Annotated in this window: 20 protein-coding genes; 7 read left to right on the plus strand and 13 right to left on the minus strand. The window is 68.9% G+C overall.

Translation table 11 applies throughout. The features are described from left to right. The first annotated feature begins 123 nt into the window (after positions 1 to 123). Positions 124 to 819 (plus strand): HAD family hydrolase, encoded by a 696-nt coding sequence (locus ACTRO_RS07725; RefSeq protein WP_034262357.1) that lies wholly within the window; start codon positions 124 to 126, stop codon positions 817 to 819. 1 nt (position 820) lies between these two features. Here ACTRO_RS07725 and ACTRO_RS07730 read toward each other — a convergent pair whose 3' ends face one another. Then, positions 821 to 1,561, minus strand: a complete 741-nt coding sequence (locus tag ACTRO_RS07730) for a hypothetical protein (protein WP_034262360.1) — start codon at positions 1,559 to 1,561, stop codon at positions 821 to 823. 258 nt (positions 1,562 to 1,819) lie between these two features. Between ACTRO_RS07730 and ACTRO_RS07735 the strand changes: the two genes are divergently transcribed. The 3 genes from ACTRO_RS07735 to ACTRO_RS07745 all read left to right on the plus strand — a co-directional run bounded on the left by ACTRO_RS07735 (position 1,820) and on the right by ACTRO_RS07745 (position 4,612). Further along, positions 1,820 to 2,854: a Gfo/Idh/MocA family protein gene (locus ACTRO_RS07735; protein ID WP_034262363.1), complete on the plus strand. Its 1,035-nt coding sequence runs from the start codon at positions 1,820 to 1,822 to the stop codon at positions 2,852 to 2,854. 2 nt (positions 2,855 to 2,856) lie between these two features. After that, positions 2,857 to 3,783 carry a sugar phosphate isomerase/epimerase family protein gene (locus ACTRO_RS07740; protein ID WP_169739852.1) on the plus strand — a complete coding sequence of 309 codons (927 nt, stop codon included), beginning with the start codon at positions 2,857 to 2,859 and terminating at the stop codon, positions 3,781 to 3,783. 76 nt (positions 3,784 to 3,859) lie between these two features. After that, entirely contained in the window at positions 3,860 to 4,612 is a 753-nt protein-coding gene (locus tag ACTRO_RS07745; RefSeq protein WP_034262365.1) for an alpha/beta hydrolase, read from the plus strand. Positions 4,613 to 4,733: 121 nt separating this feature from the next. Here the strand turns inward: ACTRO_RS07745 and ACTRO_RS07750 are convergent, their stop codons facing one another. The 3 genes from ACTRO_RS07750 to ACTRO_RS47005 all read right to left on the minus strand — a co-directional run bounded on the left by ACTRO_RS07750 (position 4,734) and on the right by ACTRO_RS47005 (position 6,939). Next, entirely contained in the window at positions 4,734 to 5,087 is a 354-nt protein-coding gene (locus ACTRO_RS07750; RefSeq protein WP_034262368.1) for an ATP-binding protein, read from the minus strand. A gap of 17 nt (positions 5,088 to 5,104) precedes the next feature. Then, positions 5,105 to 6,472 carry an ISL3 family transposase gene (locus ACTRO_RS07755; RefSeq protein ID WP_051450234.1) on the minus strand — a complete coding sequence of 456 codons (1,368 nt, stop codon included), beginning with the start codon at positions 6,470 to 6,472 and terminating at the stop codon, positions 5,105 to 5,107. 230 nt (positions 6,473 to 6,702) lie between these two features. Further along, a complete protein-coding gene (locus tag ACTRO_RS47005; protein ID WP_157435918.1) occupies positions 6,703 to 6,939 on the minus strand; it encodes a hypothetical protein in 237 nt (78 codons plus the stop codon). A 475-nt stretch (positions 6,940 to 7,414) separates the two neighbouring features. Between ACTRO_RS47005 and ACTRO_RS48015 the strand changes: the two genes are divergently transcribed. Further along, positions 7,415 to 7,855 (plus strand): helix-turn-helix domain-containing protein, encoded by a 441-nt coding sequence (locus tag ACTRO_RS48015; protein ID WP_211244157.1) that lies wholly within the window; start codon positions 7,415 to 7,417, stop codon positions 7,853 to 7,855. Positions 7,856 to 8,073: 218 nt separating this feature from the next. Beyond that, positions 8,074 to 11,199, plus strand: a complete 3,126-nt coding sequence (locus ACTRO_RS07765; RefSeq protein ID WP_034262375.1) for an AfsR/SARP family transcriptional regulator — start codon at positions 8,074 to 8,076, stop codon at positions 11,197 to 11,199. On the opposite strand, the gene ACTRO_RS07770 is transcribed toward ACTRO_RS07765, so the two are convergent. The 4 genes from ACTRO_RS07770 to ACTRO_RS07785 form a co-directional block, all read right to left on the minus strand. After that, positions 11,186 to 11,536, minus strand: a complete 351-nt coding sequence (locus tag ACTRO_RS07770; protein ID WP_157435920.1) for a hypothetical protein — start codon at positions 11,534 to 11,536, stop codon at positions 11,186 to 11,188. The genes ACTRO_RS07765 and ACTRO_RS07770 overlap by 14 nt on opposite strands. A 103-nt stretch (positions 11,537 to 11,639) precedes the next feature. Then, positions 11,640 to 14,042: an ATP-binding protein gene (locus ACTRO_RS07775; protein WP_051450481.1), complete on the minus strand. Its 2,403-nt coding sequence runs from the start codon at positions 14,040 to 14,042 to the stop codon at positions 11,640 to 11,642. 167 nt (positions 14,043 to 14,209) lie between these two features. Further along, positions 14,210 to 14,410, minus strand: coding sequence for a DUF397 domain-containing protein (locus tag ACTRO_RS07780; protein WP_034262378.1), 201 nt, complete (start codon positions 14,408 to 14,410; stop codon positions 14,210 to 14,212). A 591-nt stretch (positions 14,411 to 15,001) separates the two neighbouring features. Next, a complete protein-coding gene (locus ACTRO_RS07785; RefSeq protein WP_084316067.1) occupies positions 15,002 to 16,459 on the minus strand; it encodes an MFS transporter in 1,458 nt (485 codons plus the stop codon). 165 nt (positions 16,460 to 16,624) lie between these two features. On the opposite strand from ACTRO_RS07785, the gene ACTRO_RS07790 reads away from it, so the two are divergent. Then, positions 16,625 to 17,536, plus strand: coding sequence for a helix-turn-helix domain-containing protein (locus tag ACTRO_RS07790; protein ID WP_034262383.1), 912 nt, complete (start codon positions 16,625 to 16,627; stop codon positions 17,534 to 17,536). 27 nt (positions 17,537 to 17,563) lie between these two features. On the opposite strand, the gene ACTRO_RS50855 is transcribed toward ACTRO_RS07790, so the two are convergent. The 5 genes from ACTRO_RS50855 to ACTRO_RS07820 all read right to left on the minus strand — a co-directional run bounded on the left by ACTRO_RS50855 (position 17,564) and on the right by ACTRO_RS07820 (position 22,921). Next, a complete protein-coding gene (locus ACTRO_RS50855; protein WP_051450482.1) occupies positions 17,564 to 17,974 on the minus strand; it encodes a transposase in 411 nt (136 codons plus the stop codon). A 528-nt stretch (positions 17,975 to 18,502) separates the two neighbouring features. Continuing rightward, positions 18,503 to 19,231 (minus strand): vWA domain-containing protein, encoded by a 729-nt coding sequence (locus ACTRO_RS07805; protein WP_051450483.1) that lies wholly within the window; start codon positions 19,229 to 19,231, stop codon positions 18,503 to 18,505. Between the two features lie 26 nt (positions 19,232 to 19,257). Then, entirely contained in the window at positions 19,258 to 20,502 is a 1,245-nt protein-coding gene (locus tag ACTRO_RS07810; protein ID WP_034262388.1) for a hypothetical protein, read from the minus strand. Further along, positions 20,499 to 21,671, minus strand: a complete 1,173-nt coding sequence (locus ACTRO_RS43015) for a protein phosphatase 2C domain-containing protein (protein ID WP_169739853.1) — start codon at positions 21,669 to 21,671, stop codon at positions 20,499 to 20,501. The genes ACTRO_RS07810 and ACTRO_RS43015 overlap by 4 nt, the downstream gene beginning before the upstream one ends. A 167-nt stretch (positions 21,672 to 21,838) precedes the next feature. Then, the gene (locus ACTRO_RS07820) at positions 21,839 to 22,921 is read right to left on the minus strand and encodes a hypothetical protein (protein WP_157435922.1); all 1,083 of its coding nucleotides are present in this window, start codon (positions 22,919 to 22,921) and stop codon (positions 21,839 to 21,841) included. Positions 22,922 to 22,923 lie beyond the last annotated feature (2 nt).

Below are 22,923 nucleotides of genomic sequence, written 5' to 3' on the forward strand. Positions count from 1 at the left end.
GCGGCGGCGTCGGGCCCGAAGGCGTGAAATCTCAACATCGCGTAGCCGGTCTTCCATTGTCGTCGGATGGAGTGCGGATGCGTAACGCGATATCAGGGTAGGCGCCAGGTAGGGAGGTGCAGGTTGGACGGGCCCAAGGTTCATGCGGTCGTGTTCGACTTCCACGCCACCTTGTTCCATTTCCAGGACGGCCCCGATTGGGTGCTGCACGCAGCGGCCGACATCGGGCGGCAGCTGGATCTCGAGGGGGCCGCAGTCATCTGGTCGAAGGCGGCCAAGGCGCGGCACGATCCTGATGTCGTACGCCTGCAGCAGGGCCGGGACTTGTCCAGGGCCTCGCATCGGGAGGCTACGTGCGGCTGGCTCTCGCACGCCGGCCTTGATCCCGAGCTGGTCGAAGCTATGTACACGGTGCTCTGTGCTCCGCCCTTCTGGTCTCCCTTTCCGGACACGGCGCCGGTGCTCGCTGAATTGTCCCGGCGCAGCGTGCCGGTCGCAGTGCTGAGCAACACCGGCTGGGACATCCGGTTTGTCTTCCGTCACTATGGAGTGGAACGGGCGATCTCGTCGTTCGTGCTCTCCTACGAGATGGCGAAGGAGAAACCTGACCCGGATCTGTTCCGGCATGCGTGCGAGCTGCTCGCGGCGGATCCAGCGTCCACGATCATGGTCGGCGACGACCCGGTGGCCGACGGCGGTGCCGTGTTCGCCGGGATGCCGACCCTCCTCCTGCCCGTCCAGCCCCTGCGCCAGCGCCCGCGCGGGCTGGCAGCGGTTCTCGGCTTGCTGGAGCAGGTCGGATCCGCGGGGACCGACTGACTCACGCGGGAGCCGCAGTCGCCTCCTGCACCGCCGTCGCCTCTTGCTCCGCAGTCCACTCCGACGCTGCGGCCGGCGCCGGTGATTCGGTGGGCGGCTGTTCGAGCTCGACCGCCGGCCCCGACTCCTCGATCGGCTCCGACTCCTCGGTCACGGGTGTCACGACTGGTGCGGGCGCGTGGCCATCCCCCTCGCTACCGAGCTGCAGCGCCTTGCTCGCCCGTTCCTGCTGCGTCGTCGTATTCGTCGGGACCCTTCGCAAGATGATGGTGCCCATCGAAACGCCGATCACTGCGTAGACGGCGGCCACGACCCAGCCTGCCGAGGCCCCGTACGCATGTCGTGCGAAGGCGAATGCGATGTACGCGGTGGCGAAGTAGTACGCGCCGGCCAGCAGGTAGAATGCGGAGACGAGATATGTGTCGACGAGACGGTTGTCGACCGATCCGATATTGGGGTCATAGGTGGACTCGAGCCAGGCCTCCCACCCATCACTGCCCATGATCTCCTTTTCGATGTTCAACCGGATGTAACGGCCGCACCGCATAATACTGTTCCACTGATTGAGGTAGAGCAGCACGGTGACGACGACCACCATCGGCAGGGTTATGAGGATGGGGGTCGCCGAGTAGTAGGCGACGATGCCGACGACAGCGGGAATGAGCGTGGCACTGCCGACCATGATCTTGAACGCGCGGTCGAGGCAGTTTTCGATCTCTTTCCGCAGCGTGTGGAACTGCAACTCCTGGTACCTAGCCCGATCCATAACGCGTGCTCCTCCCCGCGCCAGACCCACCCCGGCTGCGCCGGCCATTGGCTTACCGTATGAGGCTACTGTAGTTCGTGGGCTAGTGTGTGTGGTTCAGCCCGATCCACCTTCTGCGTTGCCGACATCTGACACACCTTTGACTCCTCTCGTTTATGTTCGACGCGGATGCGTTGCTTCGCTAATGTTGCCCGCGTACAACGGTGACCCGGACGGGTCGGGAGGAGCGCTGCCGTGTCGGAGCGAGTGCGCCTGGCATTGATCGGCGCTGGGCGGATCGCCCAGGTCGCGCACCTGCCGGCACTGGAAAAGGCAGACGGTGTGGAGTTGGTCGCGGTCAGCGACCCAGGGCCAGGCTTGGCCGAGGCGGTGGCTGGTCGGTACGGAGTGCCGGCCGCGTATACCGCGACCGAGGCGATCTTCGACGATCCGGACGTCGAGGCGGTGCTCATTGCCGCGCCGGATCGCTTCCACTACGCCCTCGCCTCCGCGGCGCTGGGCGCCGGCAAGCACGTCCTCGTCGAGAAGCCCCTGGCCGCCGACGCGACGCAAGGTCGTGCCCTGGCCGTCCAGGTCACCGGCACAGCGCTCAAGCTCCAGGTCGGGGCCATGAAACGACACGATCCGGGGTTGGAGTTCGCGCGCCGGTTCGTCGCGGAATCCCTCGGCCAGGCCCGAACCTTCGATGTCTGGTACCGAATCGGCGACATGCGCCCGCAGATCGAGGCAGCTCTCTTTCCGGTCGTGTTCGCGGACGAGGCCGCGGCGCCGAAGGAGGCAGAGATCAAGGCCGACCGGCAGCGCTACCTGCTCGCAACCCATGGCGCCCACGTCTTGGACACAGTGCGATATCTGCTTGGAGACGTCGCGACCGTCACTGCGCAGCATCGCGGATACGGCCGAGATCAGGCCTGGACAGCCTTGCTCACCATGGCCAACGGCGCGATGGGCACACTTACACTGAGCGTAGACGTTCCCGGAGTCCCGGCCGAAGGCATCGAGGTCTTCGGTGCGGAGGGGTCCGTGCGCGTCGACACCCACTTCCCATTTTACCGGCGCGCGTCGACAGTGCGCGCCTACAGCGCTGGCGGGATCATCGAGCCGATTCTGCCCGATGGGGATGCCTACGAACGACAGGTCGAGGCGTTCGTCCGTGCAATCCGCGAAGACGGCCCGACTACACCGGACGCCGCGGATGGCGTGGCCGCGCTTGAACTGATCGACGCCATCACAACGGCGGCGGCAACGGGCCATACGGTGACGTTGTAGTGGTGGCAGAACTCGAAGACGGCGATCCCGCGATCGCGCGCGCGCCGCTGGACGGCGCCGCTCAAGATGAGCCTGTGGCCTTCGAAGCGCGACTTGGCATTTTCGCCCGGACCTTCCGCCGACAGAGCGCCGCGCAGGTCGCAACAGCTGTCGCCGAAGCCGGCTATTCTCTCGCGCATTGGAACTTCGCCGCCATCGGCCTCTCCACACTCGCGGACGAAGTCAACGGCTCACAGTTCACAGAGGTGCGCGATGCGTTCCGCGCGTACGGTCTACAGATCCCCAGCGTCTCGGCGACGTTCAACGCAGTGCACCCGGACCCTGCGACCCGGCAATCCGCCGTCCGCAAGGCGGTCCGCCTCGTAGCGTTAGCCCCGCTGCTCGGCGCGGAGGTTGTCACCCTGTGCAGCGGAACTCGGGACCCGGACGACATGTGGCACGCGCATCCGGACAATGGCAGCCGAGACGCGTGGACCGATCTGAGGCGTACGCTCGACGAATTGCTTGAGGCGGCCTCTGCCGCCGGCGTGCGGCTCGGCGTCGAGCCGGAGCCGGGCAATGTGATCGCGAACGCCGCGCTCGCGGCCCGCCTGTTGCATGAGATCGGCGACGACGCACCCCTGGGCATCGTGTTCGATCCGGCAAATCTGCTCAGCCCCGACACCGTCGGCCGGCAAATCGAGATCTTGAACCAAGCCTTCGACCTCCTGCAGCCTCATATCCTGAGTGCCCATGCGAAAGACGTCGTAGCGGGCGGATACAGTGCTCCGGGGGTCGGGCTCATGGACTATCATCACGTGCTGGACCTCATCGAACGGGTCCCCGGGGTGCCGTTGATCGTACAGGACGCCGAGCCCGGTGACGCCGCCCGCGTGAACATCGACCTTCGGCGGTGGCATCAGGAGTCGCGGGCGGGCGGCGGTGCGTAGAGGGGGCGACGTACGACATCGCATCCAACCGCCGAGCACTCAGGCTGGCTGGCTGTGTGCAAAGGATGCACCGCCGGTGCTGCTCCTTCACGGTCTCGGTGGGAACCGGGATCAGGCGATGGACCTCCTCCCGGCGGCCTGGCCCGGCACGCGGATTGCCCCGGACCTACCAGGGCACGGCTCGGCAGCACTACACTCGCGGCAAGCCGTCGGATTCGACGCATTCGCCATATTGATCGCAACCTTTCTCGACCGCTTGCACACCGAGGCGCTCATCCCGCCGGGGCCCGTGCCCGTCGTCGGGGTGTCGATGGGTGCGGGTGTCGCCGTCCGGCTTGCCGCAGATCGTCGCGACCTGGTGAGCCGCCTTGTGCTCGTCCGGCCGACCTGGCTCGATACCGGCTCTCCGGCGCACCTGGCCCCGTTCCAGGCCGTCGCCGATCTGTTGCGGCGGCACGGGTCGGCCCAGGGGGCGCGTCTGTTTCAGGCCGGCGGACTCTATCGGTGCCTTGCCGAAACGGCTCCGGCGACCGCCGAGTCACTGCTCAAGCAGTTCACCCGGCCGGCAGCCGAACGCCATGTGCGCGTCCTAGAAGAGTTGCCCGCTGACTGCCCGCTGCCCAGCCGCGCCCACTACGCAGCGCTCGACACGGACATCTTCGTGATCGTCTCGGACGATCCGCTGCATCCCGCCGCTGTAGGACTGACACTCCAGAAATGGATCCCGGCATCCAGGATCATCGAGATCGTGAACAAAAACATGGATCCGCATGCGCATCAGCGCGCGCTTCACGATGCCGTCATAGGCGAACTTGATCACTTGAACTAGGAGGGCCTTTAAAGTGCTTCTATCGAGTTATCGTGATACTTTTCATGCTGTCGCGATTTTGAACCGCTCCGAATTTGATTCAACCTCGATGCCTTAGCCGTGGCATCGTCTTGACGCCTCGTCAGGCTGTCGCGGTCTGCACGTTGACGGCGTTGCGCACGACCTCCTGCAAAGCCCGGTAGCGGTCGACATCTCGGCCGAAGTTGTGACCTGCGGCTTCAGGCCGCTGGTCGATACTCGTTGGTGAGGCCAGCAAGTCCTGTCCTACGTGCCTGCGCAGGAACTGCACGTCGGCCTCGGCGCTGACCTTTCTGCGGATCACCCGCAGCGCGGCGTCGTAGCCCTGTGCGAAGTCGAGATATTTCCAATAGTCCGAGACGCCGCGCCCGGTCGGCTCGGTGATTAGCCCTGAGCGAAGCTGCCCGCGCCCCGTCATGTCGAGAACCACGTACTCGCCCGGGCCATCGCGGCTCATCGAGCTTGACCGTGCTGTCAGGCTTTTGAGCGGCGTCTGGGTTGGGCGTGGGGTCCGCTGGTGTGGGTGGTGAGGTGTCCACGGGCGCGGCGGGTGGTGGCGGCGCGTGCGCGTAGGCGCTGGTTGGCGGGGTTGCGGTAGCCGTAGGCGGTGCGGGCGTCGGTTTTGATCACGCGGTTGGTGCCCTCGGAGCCCGCGTTCGTCACGCCGGTGGTGATCGCGGCGAGGATCTGCGGCCACCAGGTCGAGACGGTGCCGGCCAGCCGCGTGATCTCCGGCAGGCCGCAGGCGGCGGCGTTCTCGTAGAACCTGATCAGCAGAGCGCTGATCTGTGCCCGGTCCGGGTGTGTGCCGTGGAGTGCGAGCAGGTCCATCAGGTCTTCCTTGACGTTCCATGCCTTGAGGATCGGTATACCGATCTTCGCGGGCAGTGCCCGGAGGTCGTCGATCATCGGGTCCAGGTGCTTCGCGTGCATCCGTGTGCCGGCGCGGGTGAGCCTGTTTCTCAGCTCCCACTCCCGGTTGCCCTTGCGTCCTCGGCGTCCGCGCGCCTGGACGGTGACGCGGCGGCGTACCTCGGTCAGCGCTGTGTTCGCCAGTTGCGCGACGTGGAAGCGGTCGACCACCAGCGCCGCGTGCGGCAGGCTGGTGCGGATCGCGGCCTTGAACACGGTGCACATGTCGATCGCCACGACCTGGACTCCGGCTCGCCATTGCGGGCTCTGCGCCTCGATCCACGCCGAGAGCGTCTCGGCGGTGCGGCCCTCGACCTGCCCGAGCAGTCCGGCGCCGCCGCCGAGATCGACCATCCCGACGTGCCATTTATCGGCCACGACCTCCCACTTCTCGTCGCCGCCTTCGCCGGGCACGAGCCGGAAGCGCGCCTTGCCGCGCCGGATCTCGTCGATGCCCAGGCGTGCGACCTGCGGTGTCTCGGCCGGTAGCGCGAGGCGGGTGTGGGCGGCGAACGCCGTCTGCGCGATCGGCCAGGACACCTCGTGGTCGCGGGCGGCCTGGATCACGGTGCGCCCGCGGTCGGCCACCGCCGCTCCGATCGAGGCGCGAAGCCGACCGGTCAGCCGGGCACGCGGCGGGATCTGCGGGACCGACTCGGTGAAGGTCGCCCGCTCACAGGCGGCGTTGCGGCAGCGCCAACGCCGCTTGGTCCACGTCAGCGCCGTCCGGCGCCCTGCCACCGGCAGATCCCGTGGCCGGGTGCGCACCCACGAATGCGCGTGCTGTGAACGCATCCCGCAGCCGGGACAGCATCTGGCCTGCTCAGACGCGGTCACCAGTGCCAGTATCGGATTCTCGTCGTCATCGAGCATGACGCGCACGACCTGCACCCCGTCGAGTCCGAACAGCAATGTCGTATCGTTGACCAAGCCCGTGGCTCCCTCGCGATCACTCTTGTCTCAGCAACTCGAATGATCACAGAGCGCCACGGGCGCCTCTACTTCAGCAAGACCCTGATCTACGGGCCACCGAACGCCCTACACCTCAAGCACGGTCAAGCTCGATGAGCCGCCATCGCCGAGCCGGAAAGCACAGGTCGAGCGCGCCGCGCGGAGGGTGCGGCGCGCTCGAGTTGGAGCGCTGAGGTGCGGCACGAGCGTCAGACAGACACGTCAGAGCCGTAGTCGAGCCACCAGGCGTGAACGTAACCAGCGCTTTCGTAGGTCATATCATTCTGGTTTGAAATATAATCATTGACACTTGAGCTAGAGGCGACGGCTGGTTGGCCGGCGTCGCTCGACGAATGGAACTGGGAGCCGACACCGGCGACCAGGGCCGCGACTGCGGCTGCCGTGGCGATGGGGCCGACACGCTTAAGGGTGGGTATCGCGGCCATGCAGTGCCTCCAGGTAATGGAGCCGACGGCGTCGGTAGGGCGCCGACGGTGAGGAAGCCGATCCTAGGGCAGACCATAGGCGACTGGGTACAATTTGAGGCACCCATTCCCGAGAACGGGCTGGTCGACGGCCAGATTTCACCTTGATAATCGAGTAGAAGCACGGCGGCGAACGGAACGGCGCATCGGCGCCTTGCCTTGTGCGCCGGTTTCAGCGCAGCGTCTGCTCAGCACGGGTCCGCTAATATGAAGTCCGACTCAGAGTTTTGAAACTGCCCGGAGGGCGGGCAGACTGCGTACCATGACTGGGGCAGATCGAGCCCAGTCAGCACGCGCGGGGTGCGCCGAGGGGGTGCGCGTCGGCAGCCGCTTAGTGGGCATCAGGGAGAGCTGCTCACGCAGTCCGGCGGACGGGGACCGAGTATTGACCGCTTCAGAGGTACAACCCGCGGCGCGCGCTCTGGTGGAGGCCTGGGTGGCGGAGCTGCGCGAGGCACGACTTGCGGCCGGCTTGTCCCAGCGCGACGTTGCCCGGGCGGTGGGGGTGCAGCGCGAGACAGTGGCCGAATGGGAGACCTACCAGCGCCATCCCACCCTCTCGAATCTGCTACATCTGGCCCGGGAGCTGGGTTGGCGGTTCGTCGTCGTCGACCGGCACGGCGAGATTTCCGACATCGTCATCGACACCGTGGTCGGCGATTCCTGGGTCCTTCGTGAGATTCGCCGTATCGTCGGGGTCCTGCGCGCCGCGAGGCGAACAGCAGGGTTGTCCCAAACGGCCATCGCGGCGGCGGCCGGGGTGACGGCGTGGTCGCTCGGCCATTTCGAGCGCTGCCAGGTCAATCCACGCCTGGTGGTGCTCGCCGCCTGGGTGCGCGCCGTCGGATGCAGCGCGCGCTGGCAACGGATAGTTTGACGCACAATTGCACCGGAGATACGGCTAATGCGAGGCATCATCGCCTCCTGATATATGCACGCATGCTATCGCAATTGCCGCTGCACGATGCACGGGCGAAAAGTCGTTCAGGTGTGCGAAATTTTATTTCGCCGATGCACAGCCATACGAGTGCGTATCCGGTTGCGCCGTCACGGGGACACGCGGACCGCTCACCCGGTGGATCACGAGGAGGGTTCTTGATCTTCCGACTGCTCGGGCCGGTCGACGTGTGGGCGCAGCAACGCAGCCACTCCGTCGGGCAGATAAAGGCCCAGACCATATTGTCGATACTGCTGCTCGAATCGGGCCGTGCGGTCTCCGTGCAGATGCTGGCAGAGCGGTTATGGGACGAGGAGATACCCACTCAGGCACGGGAGACGCTGCAAGTCTACATAAGTCGGCTGCGCCATCGGCTACGCGCGGCCGGCGACGAAACAGGGGCGATAGCCAGCACGCCGAACGGCGGCTACCGGATGAACGCCGACCCGCGGCTCGTCGACGCGCACCTGCTCGGCCGGCTCATCGCCCGCGCCCGGGACGCCACCACCGGACACGACCTGACTCGCGCTCGCGCCCTACTGCTCGAGGCCGAAGCACTCTGGCGGGGCGAGCCGCTCGAGGGCCTGCCCGGCCGGTGGGCACAGGCTGCGCGCAGCACGTTGCTCGAGCGCCATCGCAACGGCCTTCTGGCGCGCATCGGTTTGGATCTCAAGGATGAGGCGCGGCGCGACGACGCCCTCGGCGAACTGACCGAGTTCACCCGGGCCGGGCGGATCGATCAACAGGCCATCGCCATGCTGATGACCTCGCTGGCCGATGTCGGCCGACAGGACGAGGCCCTGGAGGTCTTCCGCACCGCCCGGCTGCGTATGCGTGACGAACTGGGGGTTGACCCGCGCCGGGAGCTCACGTCAGTCCACGAAGCCATCCTGCGCGGCGAGCCGACGACCGCAACAGCGCTGGTGGCGCACGCCCGCAGCGGGCCACTCGCGCCGCGCACTCTGGACCGCGATCCGCCGCACCTGATAGGCCGAGACGAGAAAGTGCACGAGGTCATGTCGGCGGCCGCCGAGGACCTGGCGGTGCCCGGTGGGATCGCGTTGTTCGCGATCGACGGAATGCCGGGTATCGGGAAGACGGCGCTCGCGCTGCATGTCGCACACCGCCTCGCCTCGAACTGCCCCGACGGTGCGCTCCAGATCAGTTTCCGAACGCACGACCCGCGTCAGGCTCCGCTCGACGCGCGAACCGCGTTGCTGATTCTGCTCGAAGCGCTCGGCACTGGATCCGAGGAGCTCGGGCCGGCCGCGTCCCCGGACGAACTGGCCGCCCTCTGGCGCCGCCGCACCGACGGGCTGCGCCTGCTCCTCGTGTTCGACGACGTCCACGACGCTGGGCAGATAGCCCCGCTGCTTCCGGTGGCCGCAGGGTCGGTGACCATCGTGACCTCCCGTCAGCGCCTTGCTCATCTTCCCGGCGCGCGCCATCTCACTCTCAGCACACTGAACGACCTCGCCTCGACCCGGCTTCTCGCCCGGATCACCCACCGCCAGTTCCCCGGCAAGAGCCGCGAACTACGGCGGTTCGCCGCTCGGTGCGGTGGGCTGCCGCTGGCCGTCACCCTGGCCGCGGCACATTTACGCGCGCACCCGACATGGGCGCTGTCCGACCTCGTCGAGCGGCTGGAACACCCCGGCCCCGCAGCCTCGGACTTCCTCTCCGCGCCGGTGCACCGTACCTTCGACCTGTCCTACCAGACCCTCTCTCCCCCACACCGCAGGCTCCTGCGGCTCGCCGCGCACCAGCCGGCCCCCGATCTCGGCGTCCGAGCCGCTGCCGCCCTGCTCGGCACCGATACCGCGACCGCCGACCTCCTGCTCGAGGCGCTGGTGGAGCAGCGCCTCATCGACGAGGTCAGCCGGCACCGGTATCGGCTGCACGATCTGCTGCGCAACTTCGCCGCCCACGAACCGCCGGACGAGCAGGACGCCGGGATCACGTCGGCGATCGAGCACATGATCGACTACTACGTCGCGGCAACCGCCCAGGCCGAGCGCACGCTGCGCCCGCACCGGCGGCTGCCGGACGGCATCACGAGCTGCCCGCTCACCGCCGAGCTCGATCTCGACGTAGCCGCCGGCGCCCACGCGTGGCTCGAAACCGAGTCCGCGAACCTGCTCGCCCTCGCCGCCTACACCGACGCCCCAACCGGAGCCTCCCACCGCCACGCCGGCATTCTCGCGGCCTTGCTCACCGCCCACCTCGAGCGCCGAGGGCTGTGGCCGCAAGCCGTCGACGTCTTGACCCGGGCGGAGCTCGCGCTCGACTCCGCGGGCGGCAAACAGACCGAGGCGAACCACGCCCAGGTGCTCGTCCATCTCGCCGCCGCCCAGATCCGAGTCGGAGCGCTCGACGATGCCGGCGCACGCGCCACCACCGCGCTCGCCGCGTGGCGCGACCTCGACGACCTACGCGGGCAGGCGGACTCGCTGCTCGAGCTCGGCCGCATCCACTGGTACTCCGGGCGGCTCCAGCAGGCCATCGACGCCTACGAGTCCAGCGAGGCCCTCTACCGGCGACTTCGGCTGCCGCACGGCCGCGCCATCACCCAATACCACCGTGCCATCATCCTCTACCAGCAGCATCGGCATCTGGACGCCGTCACCATGGCCCGCAGCGCTCTCGGGCTCGTCGCCGAACTCGACGACCAGGCCCTCAAGTGCATCATCCTGGTCAACTTGGGCGAGACGTACCGGCGGACCGGTCGAGACGAACTCGCAGACCCCTGCTTCCGCCAGGCCAGAGATCTCGCCCCGGACCGCGCGGATCCCCAGTACCTGGCCGTACTCGCGCTGAACACCGGAATCCTCGATCACCGTGCCGGTCGAAAACAGGCCGCCCGCCGATCTCTGCAGACAGCGTTCGAGCTCTACGAGTCGCTGGGCGACCGAGTCGACCAGGTGGACGCCCTCACGGCTCTCGCCGCCGCCCTGGCCGAAGACGACCCCGAGGGCGCTCGGGCCCGGCTCAGACGAGCCGAGCAGCTACTCGCGGAGCTCGACGACCCGTCACGGAGCGCCTGTCTCGAGACCACCCTTGCCGGGGTTCTGGTGCGGGAAGGGCGCCAGGTCGAGGCCGCGGAGCACCTCCGGGCAGCTATCGACCTCGCCGGCACGGTCGGCGCACCGCTGGAGGAGGCGCACGCGCACCGGGCCCTGCACGAGGTCATGGCGGCGCTCGGCGACACGGACGCCGCTCACCGCCATCTGCGTCGAGCCGAAGAGCTCTACCGGGCGCTGGGTTACCCCCTCAGCCGAACGTGATCGACCCGGAGACATCCCGGGCCTGGACGATGTTGCCGGTCACCCGGGCATCGCCTCCGATCGAATTCGTCATGTCCCCGTTGACGTCGAGACCGGCGACCTGCTCGATCCAGAAGCGGAGATCGGCCGCGAACCGCGGATCCTCGTCCGCCTTCTCGATAAGCGTCGCGGCCAGGTCCTCGGGTCGCTCGCCCTCGACGACGGCGGTCGGGTGACGGCGCGCCCTGCGCACTAGGGCGACAAGACCTTGCCATACTCGCTTTCCCGCCTCCTGCGATGCCGCGTTGGCCGCTGTGTTCACGCTTCCGAGGACCAAGGTCGCCAGTGCCGGATCCACCGTCGTTCCCTCCCGGCCGGGAGCGCGAATCGACTGCCCGGCCTCGTCTTGAATGTCCCACCCGCGCGCCGATCGACACGCGGGAACACGCTGAAACGCGGCATCACGTAGCAGTGCGCTGTTCGAGCGAACGCAAGTGTTCGCGCATCGCGGCGGTACGCGCGTCGGTGAAGGGCTCGAGCAGGCTGTACGCCTCGGCTCGCGCGGCGTCGGCACGGCCGTCGTCAGCGGTCTGCTCGAAGGCCTCGGCCAGGTGCGACAGCGTCGCAGCAAGCTGCCAAGGCGAAGGCGGGTGCCGGTTGAGGACCGCGGCGGCCAGATGGAATTCGATCGCTTCCGGCAGCCGGCCCAGCGCACGCAGACTCAGGCCTGTGCCATCGTAGGCGACCGCCTGGTGTGCCGGATCGCCAGCGGAGCGCTCCGCGTTCTGATACTGCCAGTAGAGTTCGAGTGCCTGCTCGTGCCGGCCGTTCGCGCGCGCGAGTTCGGCGCGCTCGAGCAGCACGGCGTGACCGAGAGCCGTGTGATCGAGTTGGTCGACGATCGCGGCCGCCCGGTCGAGATGGCCGGCGGCCCTGTCGTAGCGGGACGATTCCCGATCGACGCGCGCGAGCAGGAGCAGCGGATCGACCTGAAGGTACGCGGGCGCGGATTGGTGTTCGAGCGCGGCGAGCGACTGTTCGACCAGGTCCACCGCCGGTTCCAGGTCGCCGGCTTCCACGTGCACATAGGCGAGGCAGCACAGCGCAGGCGCCCGCCACGCATCGTTGCCGGGCCGTCGGGCGAAATCGAGGGTCTGTTCGAAACTGACGAGAGCCTCGTCGAGCTGGCGGCTCTTCAGTTGCACCAAGCCGAGATGGTGGCCTGACGCGGCCATACCGGGCCGATCTGCCAGCTCGTCGCGCAGCGCGAAGGCCGCCCGATGCTGGGAGGCGGCCTGCTCGAGCCGACCAGCCGCCGTCCACGCGATACCGAGACTCTCGTGCAGAACCGCTTGGGCTCGCCGGTCACCCAGCCGCCGGGCGGCCTCCAGGCCCAGCGTGGCCAGCTGCGTCCAGTCATCGAGCGGATTGCGCGCCACGTGCAGGCCGTGCAGTGCCGCCGGCAGCTGCCAGGCAAGCTGGTCGAGGCCGGCCTCGGCGGCGGCACGCACCACGGCCAGAAGGTTGGCCTGCTCGGCACGATGCCAACCGAGCGCCGCGGCGTAGTCGGCGAACCTCATCGGCGCGATGACGCTCTCCGGCAGGGGGCCGAGCTCCGGTGGGTTGAAGGTGTCGGCCACGCCCACTGCGGCGACGACGCTGTGCAGGTACCAGGCGGCGAGTCGAGCGAGTGCCGCGCGACGCTCGTCCGTGCTCTCCTCCCGTCGCGCCTGGTCGGCGGCGTAGGCACGGAGCAGATCATGGAACTGATAGCGCTGCTGCCCGGTCTGCTCGAGCAGGTGCGCCCCGACCAGCAGGTCCAGCAGACCCGAGACGCCGTCGGGCTGCTGGTCGGCGACCGCGGCAGCCGCCGGAACGGCGAAGTGCGGGCCGGGGTGAAGGCCAAGTCGCCGGAAGACCCGCGCGGCGGCCGGAGGCAGCACTCGGTAGGACCAGGCGAACACGGCCCGTACCGCGTCGGCCTCCTCGCCGTCCTCGGTCGAGAGCGCATCCCAGAGCGCCGACTCGTCGCGCAGGTCTTCGATCAGCGTGTGCAGCGGCATCCAAGGGCGCGCGGCCGCACGCTCGGCGGCGATGCGCAGGGCCAGCGGCAGATACGCGCACAGCCGCGCCAGTTCGGCCACCTGGCCCTGATCGTCCCCCTGCCGGTACGCGGCCGTGTTCGCCTCGACCAGCGCCAAGGCTTGCGGCTCGCTCAGCAGACCCAGCGTCAAACGCTGGGCACCGTCGCGGGCTGCCAAGCCGGACAGCCGACTTCTGCTGGTCACCAGCACCAGGCAGTCGGGCTCGCCCGGCAGCAGCGCGCGGATCTGGCCGACGGTGGCGGCGTTATCCAGCACGACCAGGATCCTGCGACCCGCCAGCAGAGATCGGTACAGCTCGGCCCGCTCCTCCAACTCCATCGGCAGCGCCTGCGACGCCACGCCCAGCGCGCGCAGAAACCGGCCGAGCGCTCGCTGCGGCGCGAGCGGAGGGCCCGTGTCATAGCCGTGAAGGTTCACGAACAGCTGCCCATCGGGATAGCGATCGCGCAACCGGTGGGCCAGACGCAGTGCCAACGCGGTCTTGCCCGCTCCTGCCGTCCCGGCGATGACGACCACTGTCCCCGTATCGCTGTCCTGAGCCGCGAGGGCGTGGAGGCGCTGCAGTTCTTCTTCGCGTCCGATGAACCCACGGGCCTCGCCCGGCAGTTGCCGCGGAACCTGGGGCGGCGAGCCGGCGTGGTGGAAGTGGATGCCGCCGTGCACATCCCGCGCCTGCACCACGTCGTGCGCCGTACCCGACAGCGACGAGGAGACCGCTGCCGGATTCGGCCGAGCTGTTACATGGTTCTCGTCCGTCACGGCAGCCCCCTCTTCCCACCCGCGAATTCGGCCCCTTTATCAGTACTCTAACCACTAATTCGGGGCGCGCCAGGGGCTCGGAGACGCCGCGGCCACGCGCGGCCCGCCGTCGTATTCCGGAGGCGGGCCGCAGGCTCAACACGTCATGCGCGTTGCGTCATCGCAACTTAGACGGGAAACTCGAACTCCCCGTTGAAAGCCCCTAACAGGAACGCCTCCCACTCCCCACGGTCGAACACCAGCACCGGACCGTCGATCTGCCGGCTCTGGCGAACCTGCGCCATGCCGTCGAGGAAGCGCACCTCGACGCAGTTGGGGTTCGGATTGCTGTAGCTGCTCTTGAACCATCCCCCGATTGACGGGCTCATCCCCCTTCTCCCTCCACTCAGTGATGGCACTCCACGACCTTCCGGTCGATCGAGTGCCGGTCATCGTCGGACGGCACAGGGCTCTCAGCCGAACGACATGAGCGTCGCGGCTGCTTGTGCCGATCTCACTGATGTAGGGATTCCACGACTTCTTGCAGTGGGCTTACACCGCAGTTGACGCCGCGCTTGCATGTTGAGTTCACGGGCCGGCGCGGCGCCCGCCTCAGCGCGATCATGCGGCTGAGGACGTTCCCCTCAGCTGCATGACCTGGGCTACAGACGCCGTGAGAGCGTCCAATGCTGGGCGCCAGTGCCGTTGCAGGCCCAGTACTGGATTCGGGCGGGCCGGATCCTGGCGTCCGACAGACCAGCCCTGGTCCTCGACCTCGACCTCGACCTCGACGCGCTGGCGTCGCGGGTGCTCCAGCCAGCCCCGGATCAAGGCCGCGCGGGTCTCGTGCCCTGGTTGGGGCGCCGGGCACGGCCGCGTGTGCGGCGATGGCCGCGGTCACCGGCCACTTGACGGTCTATAGGGGCTTGAGTCAAGCGGAGAACCGTTGACGCATGGGCCAATCACCGCAGGCCGCCGGCCTACCGTGCCTTCGGCAGGGCCAGGGTGGCCACGACCGTCAGCGCCAGCAGGACCACCGCGATCAGCAGGCTCAGATGCAGTCCGGCCACGAAGCCGCCGCGGCCGGCGACGAGCGCGCCGAATCCGGCCACGGCCAGGGCGCCGCCGGTCTGCCGGACCGAGTTGAGCACGCCCCCGGCCAGCCCGGCCCGCTCCGGCGCGATCCCGCCGAGCATCATCGCGGTGAGCGAGGGGACAGCGAAGCCGAGCCCGCCCGCCAGCGGCAGCAGCAGCGCGGCGAGGGCGAGCCCGCCGGTGCCGCGACCCACTACGAACAGCAGCACCAACCCGAAGGCGCAGACCACCTGGCCGATCAGGACCGGGAACCGGGGACCGAAGCGGTTCGCGGCCTTCGCCGAGGCCAGGTTCGTCAGGGTGCACAGGACCGCGGTCGGCAGGAAGATCAGCCCGGCGCGCACCGGCGAGTCGCCCAGGACGTTCTGGGCGAAGAGCCCGAACACGAAAATCAGGCCGTAATAAGCGGCGTTGACGACGAAGCCGATGGACAGGCAGACCGCGACGACTCGGTCCCGCAGTAGCGCCGGCGGCACCATCGGGTCGTCGGAGCGCAGCTCGACCACGGCGAACGCGGCAAAGCTGAGCACGGCGATCAGAAGGCTGACGACGGCGAGCGGTCGGCCGAACCCGAACGCGCCGCCCTCGATCACGCCATAGGTCAACGCGCCGAGCCCGAGTACCGCAGTGATCTGACCCGGCACGTCGAGCGCGGCGGAATGGCGGGGCGAGGCGGGCACCCGGGCCACGGCGAACAACACGACCAGGCCGATCGGCAGGTTCAGAAAAAAGATCGAGCGCCAGCCTACGCTGCTGGTGAGCAGCCCGCCGAGGACCGGCCCGGCCGCAGTGGCGGCAGCGCCGGACATGGTCCACTGAGCGATGGCCTTGGCCCGCGCACGCGCTTCCGGGAAGGACTGCCGCACCAGCGCGAGCGAGGCCGGCAGCATCAGCGCGGCCGCCGCGCCCTGAACCAGGCGTGCACCGATCAGGAAGGAGAGCGAGGGCGCGAGCCCGCAAGCCACCGAGGCGAGCGTGAACGCGGCCGCCCCGCCCGCGTAGAGCCGGTTGGCACCGAGCCGGTCGGAGAACGCGCCGGCCGAGAGCAGCAGCGCCGCGAACATCAGCGTGTAAGCATCCACGATCCACTGCAGCCCGGAGGTGGAGCCGCCGAGGCCGCGGCCGACCGCGGGCAACGCCACGTTCACTGCGGAGGCGTCGAGGGCGATCATGACGAAGCCGAGCAGCGCGGCGAAGAGCGTCAGCCGCGGCGCGGGCGGCGCGATGGCCGACGGTGTGGGCCGCGTGATCGATGCGGCGGGCGCGACCTCGAGGACGGCGTAAGGGTTGGTGCGAGCCGAGGCCGGTTCGGTGTGGTGGCCGATGAGCGCCGTGGTGGACATCGTGGTTCCCCTCTCCACGCGGCGGGATCTCGCCGCTGACCTCCACTCTGCTGGGATCGGCCCGGACGTGGCAGACCGCGATGTTCAGGGGTGTGAGAGCGGGGGTGTGCCAGGGCCCCTCTGTCCGCTTCCATTCGGCGGGGTCGGCTTGGCACACTCGAGATCATGACGGAGCAGCAACCGGAACTCGGCAGATTCCTTCGAGCTCGCCGCGCGGCGGTCAGCCCGGCCGACCTCGGCCTGCCGACCGGGGCCGGGCACCGGCGTACGCCGGGGCTGCGGCGCGAGGAGCTGGCGGCACTCGCCGGGGTGAGCATCGACTACTACATCCGATTGGAGCGGGGCAAGGAGACGCGGCCGAGCTCGTCCGTCGTCGATGCGCTGGCCCGGGCACTGCGGCTGGACCACGAGGAGGAGGCCTACCTGCGCGAGCTCGCGGCGCAGGCGGCGCGGGGCGGTTCCGCTCCGCGGCAGAGCGTGTCGCGTGCGGTGCGGCCGACGGTCAAGCTGGTGCTCGAGTCCTTGCGGCCGAATCCGGCGTACGTGGTCTCGCGCACCAACGACATACTCGCGGCCAACCCGGGCGGCCTCGCGCTGCTGCCGGGCATGGCGGACTGGCCCGCGCGGCAGCGCAACACGATCCGCTACACGTTTCTGCACCCGGCGGCGCGCACGCTCTGGCCGGACTGGGAGGTCAAGGCCCGGGCGTGCGTCGCGCACCTGCGCGCGGTGGCCGGGACGGATCCGGACGCGCCGGACCTGCTCGCGGTAGTCGGCGAGCTGGTGGTCAAGAGCCCGGATTTCAGCCGGATCTGGGAGCGCTACGACGTGCGGCGGGTCGGCAACGGTCAGAAGACCTTCGTCCACCCCGAAGTCGGTACGTTCACGCTGGCGCATGAGGTGATGGAGATCAACCGCACCGACGGCCAGCGGCTGGTGGTCTACGGCGCGGAACCGGGAACCGCCGAGTACGACACGATGGTGCTTCTGGACATGAAAGGCGCGGGCTCGCTCGGCGGGCTTTCGGCCGACGCTCAGGAGCCGGCGACGCCGGCCGCAGAGCTCGATCGCGCCTGAGCTTGACGCTGAAGCTCCTATGAAGCGTCACGTGGCGGGTGAGGCCGTCGATGAACGTCCGGAGGCGCTGGTCAGGTGGCGGTACGTCTCGCGGACTGCGAAGCACTTGAGGCACCTGGTGACTTCCGTCGTCTTGAAGCCTTTGACGGTTCGCCGTACGACGTGATCGCGGGTGCGATGCTTGTGCCGCATGCGGACCACGACGATCGCGTGCAATGTGCGGTTGGCTTGGCGGTCGCCGGTGCGGTTGAGGCGGTGACGGTCGGTGCGTCCAGATGAGGCCGGTACCGGCGCGGCGGCGCACAGGTGGGCGAAGGCGGCCTCCAGAGCGAGCCGCTCGGGGTCGCCTCCGGAGGCGATGAGCAGTTGCCGGCGGTTTCGGTGCCGGCCCCCGGCAACGCGAGAAGGCCGGGGGCGGTGCCGATGATCAGGGCACATCAATCACTCCAGGAAACCTGGGACGGATCATGTCCGAACATCGCGGTGATCAAGGCTGAGGCGGCGCCCCCAGCATGCCTGGCGCTTCGTCTCCCGCGCCAACGTGTTCCGCTCGTGCACTGCGTCGTCATGGAGCAGGGCGGTGTCGTCCACGAGGTTGCCGAACTCCACGCCCTCCTCATGGGCGTCGACCCCGGCCCCCACGCCCCCGGCGTCACCGTCGTCATGCCCTGTGGCCTCGCGCCCTTTCACCCCGCCGACCCGAAAGCCCGCGTCATCGGCATGGTCCCGGCTGCATCGAGCCGACCGTCACCGGCTCCGCGAATGCGAACCTCTCCGCCTTCGCCTGCGCACGTTCGACGGCAAGCTCCAGGTCTCGCAGCTGTTCAACAGCCTCACCGGCGCCGGCGCGAAGTCGGTGCGGGTGGGCTGAGGCGGGGAGACCCGGAGCCGCTGGGTGTGTCGGCCCTCACGCGGTGCTCGTGCGGTTCCGTGCCAGGCGGCGGCCTGGCACGGCCGCGTGGCGGCTCACCGCATGTATTCGAGTTCTACGGAACGGAACCCGTCCATCACCTCCGGCACCTGGAGCACTCCCCGAGTCGCCGACGCCGACAGGCTCTTCACCAGGAAGCTGAACAGCTCGCGCAGCGATTCCGCCTGGTCCTGCGCCTGCTCTGCGATGAAGGCCTGCAGGGTGGCGACGGCGGCGATCACCGAGGACCTGGCCTTGCCGAAGCCGAAGGCGACGACGTGCGGATGGCGGTCCCAGGACTCGTCCGTAAGCCGGGCGAACGCGTCGCGCCAGATGCGCTCGTCTCCGTTCTTATCGCCCTGGCGCATCCCGTCGGTCGGGAGGCCGTCCGTCATGAAGAACACGACCGGCCGCTGCACCTGCAGGCCCGCCGCGAGCAGATTGGGCACGTCGACCTCGATACGCTCCCGGATCAGATCGAAGGCCTTCGCGTATTCGGTGATTCCGCCACACGCGACTCGCGGCAGCCGGTCGACCTCGCTGATGTCCGACATGGGCAGGGCGACGCTGGCCTCGTTGTTGAACACGACGATCGAGATATGCGCGTACTGCGAGATCTCGGGGTCGTGGTAGGCCGCCCGGTGGACGAACTTGAGGCTGTCGTTGAGCAGGTCGGTGTAAGGCTTCATCGAGTCCGAGGTGTCGAGCACCAGGTAGGTCGGCAGGCACTTGGGCTTCGCCGCTCCCGCGATGACGACGGGCTCTTCGCCACGGTCGTGGATCATCGTCTGCGTCCTTTCTTAGAACTCTGCTACACGAAATGAATGATCAGGAGGATGATTCCGATGAGCACGCCGAGGAGGAAGAGTCCCACCGCGGCGGCGATGGCGCTTTCGCCCCGCGTCAGCGGCGGCAGCGGTTGCCGGGTCTCTCCCGCGCCGCCGGCCGCCTGCAGGGAGGGGGCCGAACCCGTGCTGCTTCTGGTCGGAGCGCTGCTCGGGGCACTGCCGCCGTATACCCGTGCCGGCGGAATCGGCACGGTCGGTTCGGTCGGCGGCCGCGGGGATGACCGCGCGGGCGGCGATCGCCTCGGCGGCGCCGGTTTACGGCGCGGCGGCGGCTCTACGGGATCCCAGCCGACGATGGTCGAGGACAGCGGGCCGGCCGACAGCGTCGTGCCCTGCGTCGTGCCCCGCAACGCTCCTCGCACCTCGGCGATCGCCGGACGCGTCGTCCGACTTCGCGCTTCCACGATGCACCGCAGCACCGGCGCGATCCGCTGCACCCGCTCGTCGTGCATCAGACCACCGAGCGCACCCATGGCCTTGTGCTGATTCCGATCTCCAGTCAGGCAGGCCGCGACCGCGATGGCGCAGCGGAACCGGTCGGTGTACGTGTCCACCATCTGGCCCTGCCGGGTCTGAAGATCCTCGAAACCGTAGCTCTCGACCCACGGCTGCGGTCCGAAGGAACACGCGTCGGTGTCGATGAAATACACCGAGAGCCGTTCCGCGGACCAGAAGATGTTCTTGTAGCCCCAGTCGCCGTACACCAGGCTGTGGCGTTCGAAGAGGTCGCCCACGTCGATGAGCCCACCGCACAGCGTCAGGCGCTGGGCCAGCGACGGTGCGGCCAGCCCCTTGCGCGCGAGCTGGTCGTCCTGCGAAGCGAGATGGGTCAATACCAGCGGCACGTCCGCGGCCTCGCCGTAAGCGTCCACGATCTTCGCGTAGACCTGCCTGGGCGCCGTGGGAATCACCACGCCGACGGTGGTCGCTCCCTCGACGACTCGGGCCACCGGCCAGCTCACGCTCTGCTCCAGCAGCTCCCGGTCGGCCGTCGTCATCTGCCCCGGCAGCCGGACGAGCCGATCGAGTCGGAGCGGGTCCGCGGGCTTGAGCTGGGTCGGGCGATACTCCTTGAACAGATAGCCGGGCTTGCCGAGCAGCGGATACACCGCCTTGCACTGGCCCGGCGAGCCGATCGGGACGCCCAGCGGCCCGAGCTGCGCCCGGCTGACGACGGGCGGGAAGGGGGCGGTCCGGCTGGTCGTCATCGCCGCCCCCGCTCGTCGGGCGGGGTCCAGACGAGCACCGCAGTGCGGTCGTCGTACTGGCCCGGCGCGTCGAAGAGCAGATCGCGCAGGAACCGGGGCAACGTGGGCGGCCGAGCCCAGCGCCGCGCCAGTTCCTCCGGCGCGCTGCTCACATCGCTGAGCGCATCCCCGAGCCCGTCGCTCATCAGCGCGAGAGCCTGGCCGGGACGCAAGTCGACGACGGTCTGGAGCAGTTCGCCCGGTCGACCCGGCAGGCAGCTCTCGATGGTGTTCCGGTCGAAGCCGCTCTTCTCCGTGCCGGCCACGCGGCTCCACCCGTCGGCGCCCAGCACCCAGGCGCTCGAATCGCCGAGCCAGGCAAGCCGTACCCGCCGCACACCATAGGGATCCGGCGCACTCGGAACCACGGCGGTGATGAGCGTGGTGCGATAGTCCGTGGGCGGGCGGCGCACGCGGCGGCCCTCCTGAACAATGGCCCCGGCAGCTTCGTGAAACGTCTTATCGAAGACGTTGACGCCGATGTCCTGCCCGTCGCCGATGGCGTGGCGAAGCGCTAGTACTGCCGAATGGGTAGCGATCGCAGAGCCCTTTTCCGAGTATCGGCTCGCGGACACCCCGTCGGCGACTGCGACCAGCAGGTGCCCGCGGTCCCGGGTGGTGCCCAGCTGGTACGCGTCCTGACATGGAGTGGCCTTTGCCTCGTCGTGCCGGTGCGAGGGGCCGAGCACGGCGGCCGCGCGGACGATGAGGTCGCCGATCGTGGCCTGATCTGCATGCACGCCGGAGCGGGACGGCTCAGCCGGCAGCCGCCAGTCGGCAGTGCCGAGCTGGGTGGGGTGTACGAACGCCAGGGGTTGAAGGGCGGCGTCCGCCGGCGTGCGAGGCGGTGCCTGGGGCGGATCCTGAGGTACGCGCCGGGTCGGCGCGGAGTTTTCCGAGGCCGTGCTCGAGGACTCCTCCCTCGCGCGAGACACCGTCGCCGAGCTGGTCGGCGCAAGCGCCACGGGTTTCGGAGGCCGCGCCTCGGTCTGGGTTCCGATGCCCCGCGCCGACAGCCAGTCGTAACCGAGGCTGAGTAGCCGGTTGATGACCAAGACGAGGACTCCGATCAGCAGGGCTGCGGGAAGTTCACGACGACTGCCGAACTGCTCGACCAGGATGGCGGCCACTGCGATGGACAACAGTCCGGTGAGCCAGACGACCCAAGGGCGGCCCGGCCCCCCGACGAGGCTTCGGTGGCCGTCCGCCCGGGCCGTGCCACCCGGCGCGGAGGGGGCAGGGCGCCGCGCGATACCCGGCGATGCCGTGCTCTCCGCGCGCGTGTGCGGTCGCATCGTCACTGCGCTCCCCGGCCCGTTCCGGTGGAGGGCTCCACGTCGTCCCAGGCGATGACCCCGCCGAGCGGCCGGCTGCTCGAGTTGTCGGCCGGCGGCGGCGCCGTGACGTTCCCGCCGGTCGGCGGCGGCGGCGCGGGCGGCGCAGGCGGCAGGGGAGCCGCGCCGCCCGGCCCCGGAGAGGCGGTGACCGGCGGGGGAATCGCGCTCCCGCCGGTCAAGGCGAGCCCGGACGGTCCGAGGACGCCCGGACCGGGCGCGGGCCCGACCGCGGGCGGCAGCACGTAGTCGAGATACCTGGCCAGGTCGACGTCCTGGATCACGCCCTCCTTGAGCAGCACCGTGCGCAGCTCCTGACGCTCCTGCTCGCTGACACGACGGGCGTCGAGCACCATCTTGAGCACCTCGCGGGTGGAGTCGTCGTTCTTCGTCAGATGCTCGACCAGGACGCCGAACTCGCCTCGTTGCAGCGCCCGTTCCACCTCCTCACGGGTCATCGCGTCGATCTCGATCCGACCCCGCACTCGCGCGCGCTCGGCCAGCTGCGCCGCGATCGCCGGGTCGAGGTGCAGGTGAGCGGTGAACCGGAAGACGCTGATGCCGATGTCAAGCCGCATCTCCTTCGCGAACTGGGAGTTGAGCTGCGACTCCGCATAGCTCCACTGTTCGGGGCGACAGGCCGTCGCGATTTCGTGCATCGGGATCAGCAGCTTCTGCCTGATCGCCGACTCGGCGCCCTTCACGTCGATGCCGCGACGCACCACGGTGGCCGGGTCATGGACCCGCCAGGCCAGCGAGACCGCGTACTCGAAGTAGAAGCCGTTCTCCATGCTGGGCAGGTCGGAGCCGGTCCACTCGGTCGCCCTGTCGGTCAGGTCGACGTCGTATCTGCGCTTGGCCGAGAAGGCCTGCCGAGTGCTGATACGCCGATCGCTGACCGTGTAGTCGCCGTCGGCGGTGACGAACACGTGGGCGGTACCCGGCACGACGTGCGGCCGGGACGTCCCGCTCTGCGGATGGGGGCCGGTGAACAAGCGGTTCGGGTCATACCCGGCCGGCGAGCCGGGCGTCTGGTACATGCTCATGT

Source organism: Actinospica robiniae DSM 44927 (genome assembly GCF_000504285.1).
Lineage (GTDB): Bacteria > Actinomycetota > Actinomycetes > Streptomycetales > Catenulisporaceae > Actinospica > Actinospica robiniae.

Excerpts from the sequence above, each read along its gene's own strand:
- ACTRO_RS07810 (WP_034262388.1), bottom strand. The coding sequence starts at position 20,502 with ATGACGACCAGCCGGACCGCCCCCTTCCCGCCCGTCGTCAGCCGGGCG.
- ACTRO_RS07780 (WP_034262378.1), bottom strand. The coding sequence starts at position 14,410 with ATGAGCCCGTCAATCGGGGGATGGTTCAAGAGCAGCTACAGCAATCCG.
- ACTRO_RS07750 (WP_034262368.1), bottom strand. The coding sequence starts at position 5,087 with ATGAGCCGCGATGGCCCGGGCGAGTACGTGGTTCTCGACATGACGGGG.
- ACTRO_RS07805 (WP_051450483.1), bottom strand. The coding sequence starts at position 19,231 with ATGATCCACGACCGTGGCGAAGAGCCCGTCGTCATCGCGGGAGCGGCG.
- ACTRO_RS47005 (WP_157435918.1), bottom strand. The coding sequence starts at position 6,939 with ATGGCCGCGATACCCACCCTTAAGCGTGTCGGCCCCATCGCCACGGCA.
- ACTRO_RS07785 (WP_084316067.1), bottom strand. The coding sequence starts at position 16,459 with ATGTCCACCACGGCGCTCATCGGCCACCACACCGAACCGGCCTCGGCT.
- ACTRO_RS07790 (WP_034262383.1), top strand. The coding sequence starts at position 16,625 with ATGACGGAGCAGCAACCGGAACTCGGCAGATTCCTTCGAGCTCGCCGC.
- ACTRO_RS07820 (WP_157435922.1), bottom strand. The coding sequence starts at position 22,921 with ATGAGCATGTACCAGACGCCCGGCTCGCCGGCCGGGTATGACCCGAAC.
- ACTRO_RS50855 (WP_051450482.1), bottom strand. The coding sequence starts at position 17,974 with ATGTGCCCTGATCATCGGCACCGCCCCCGGCCTTCTCGCGTTGCCGGG.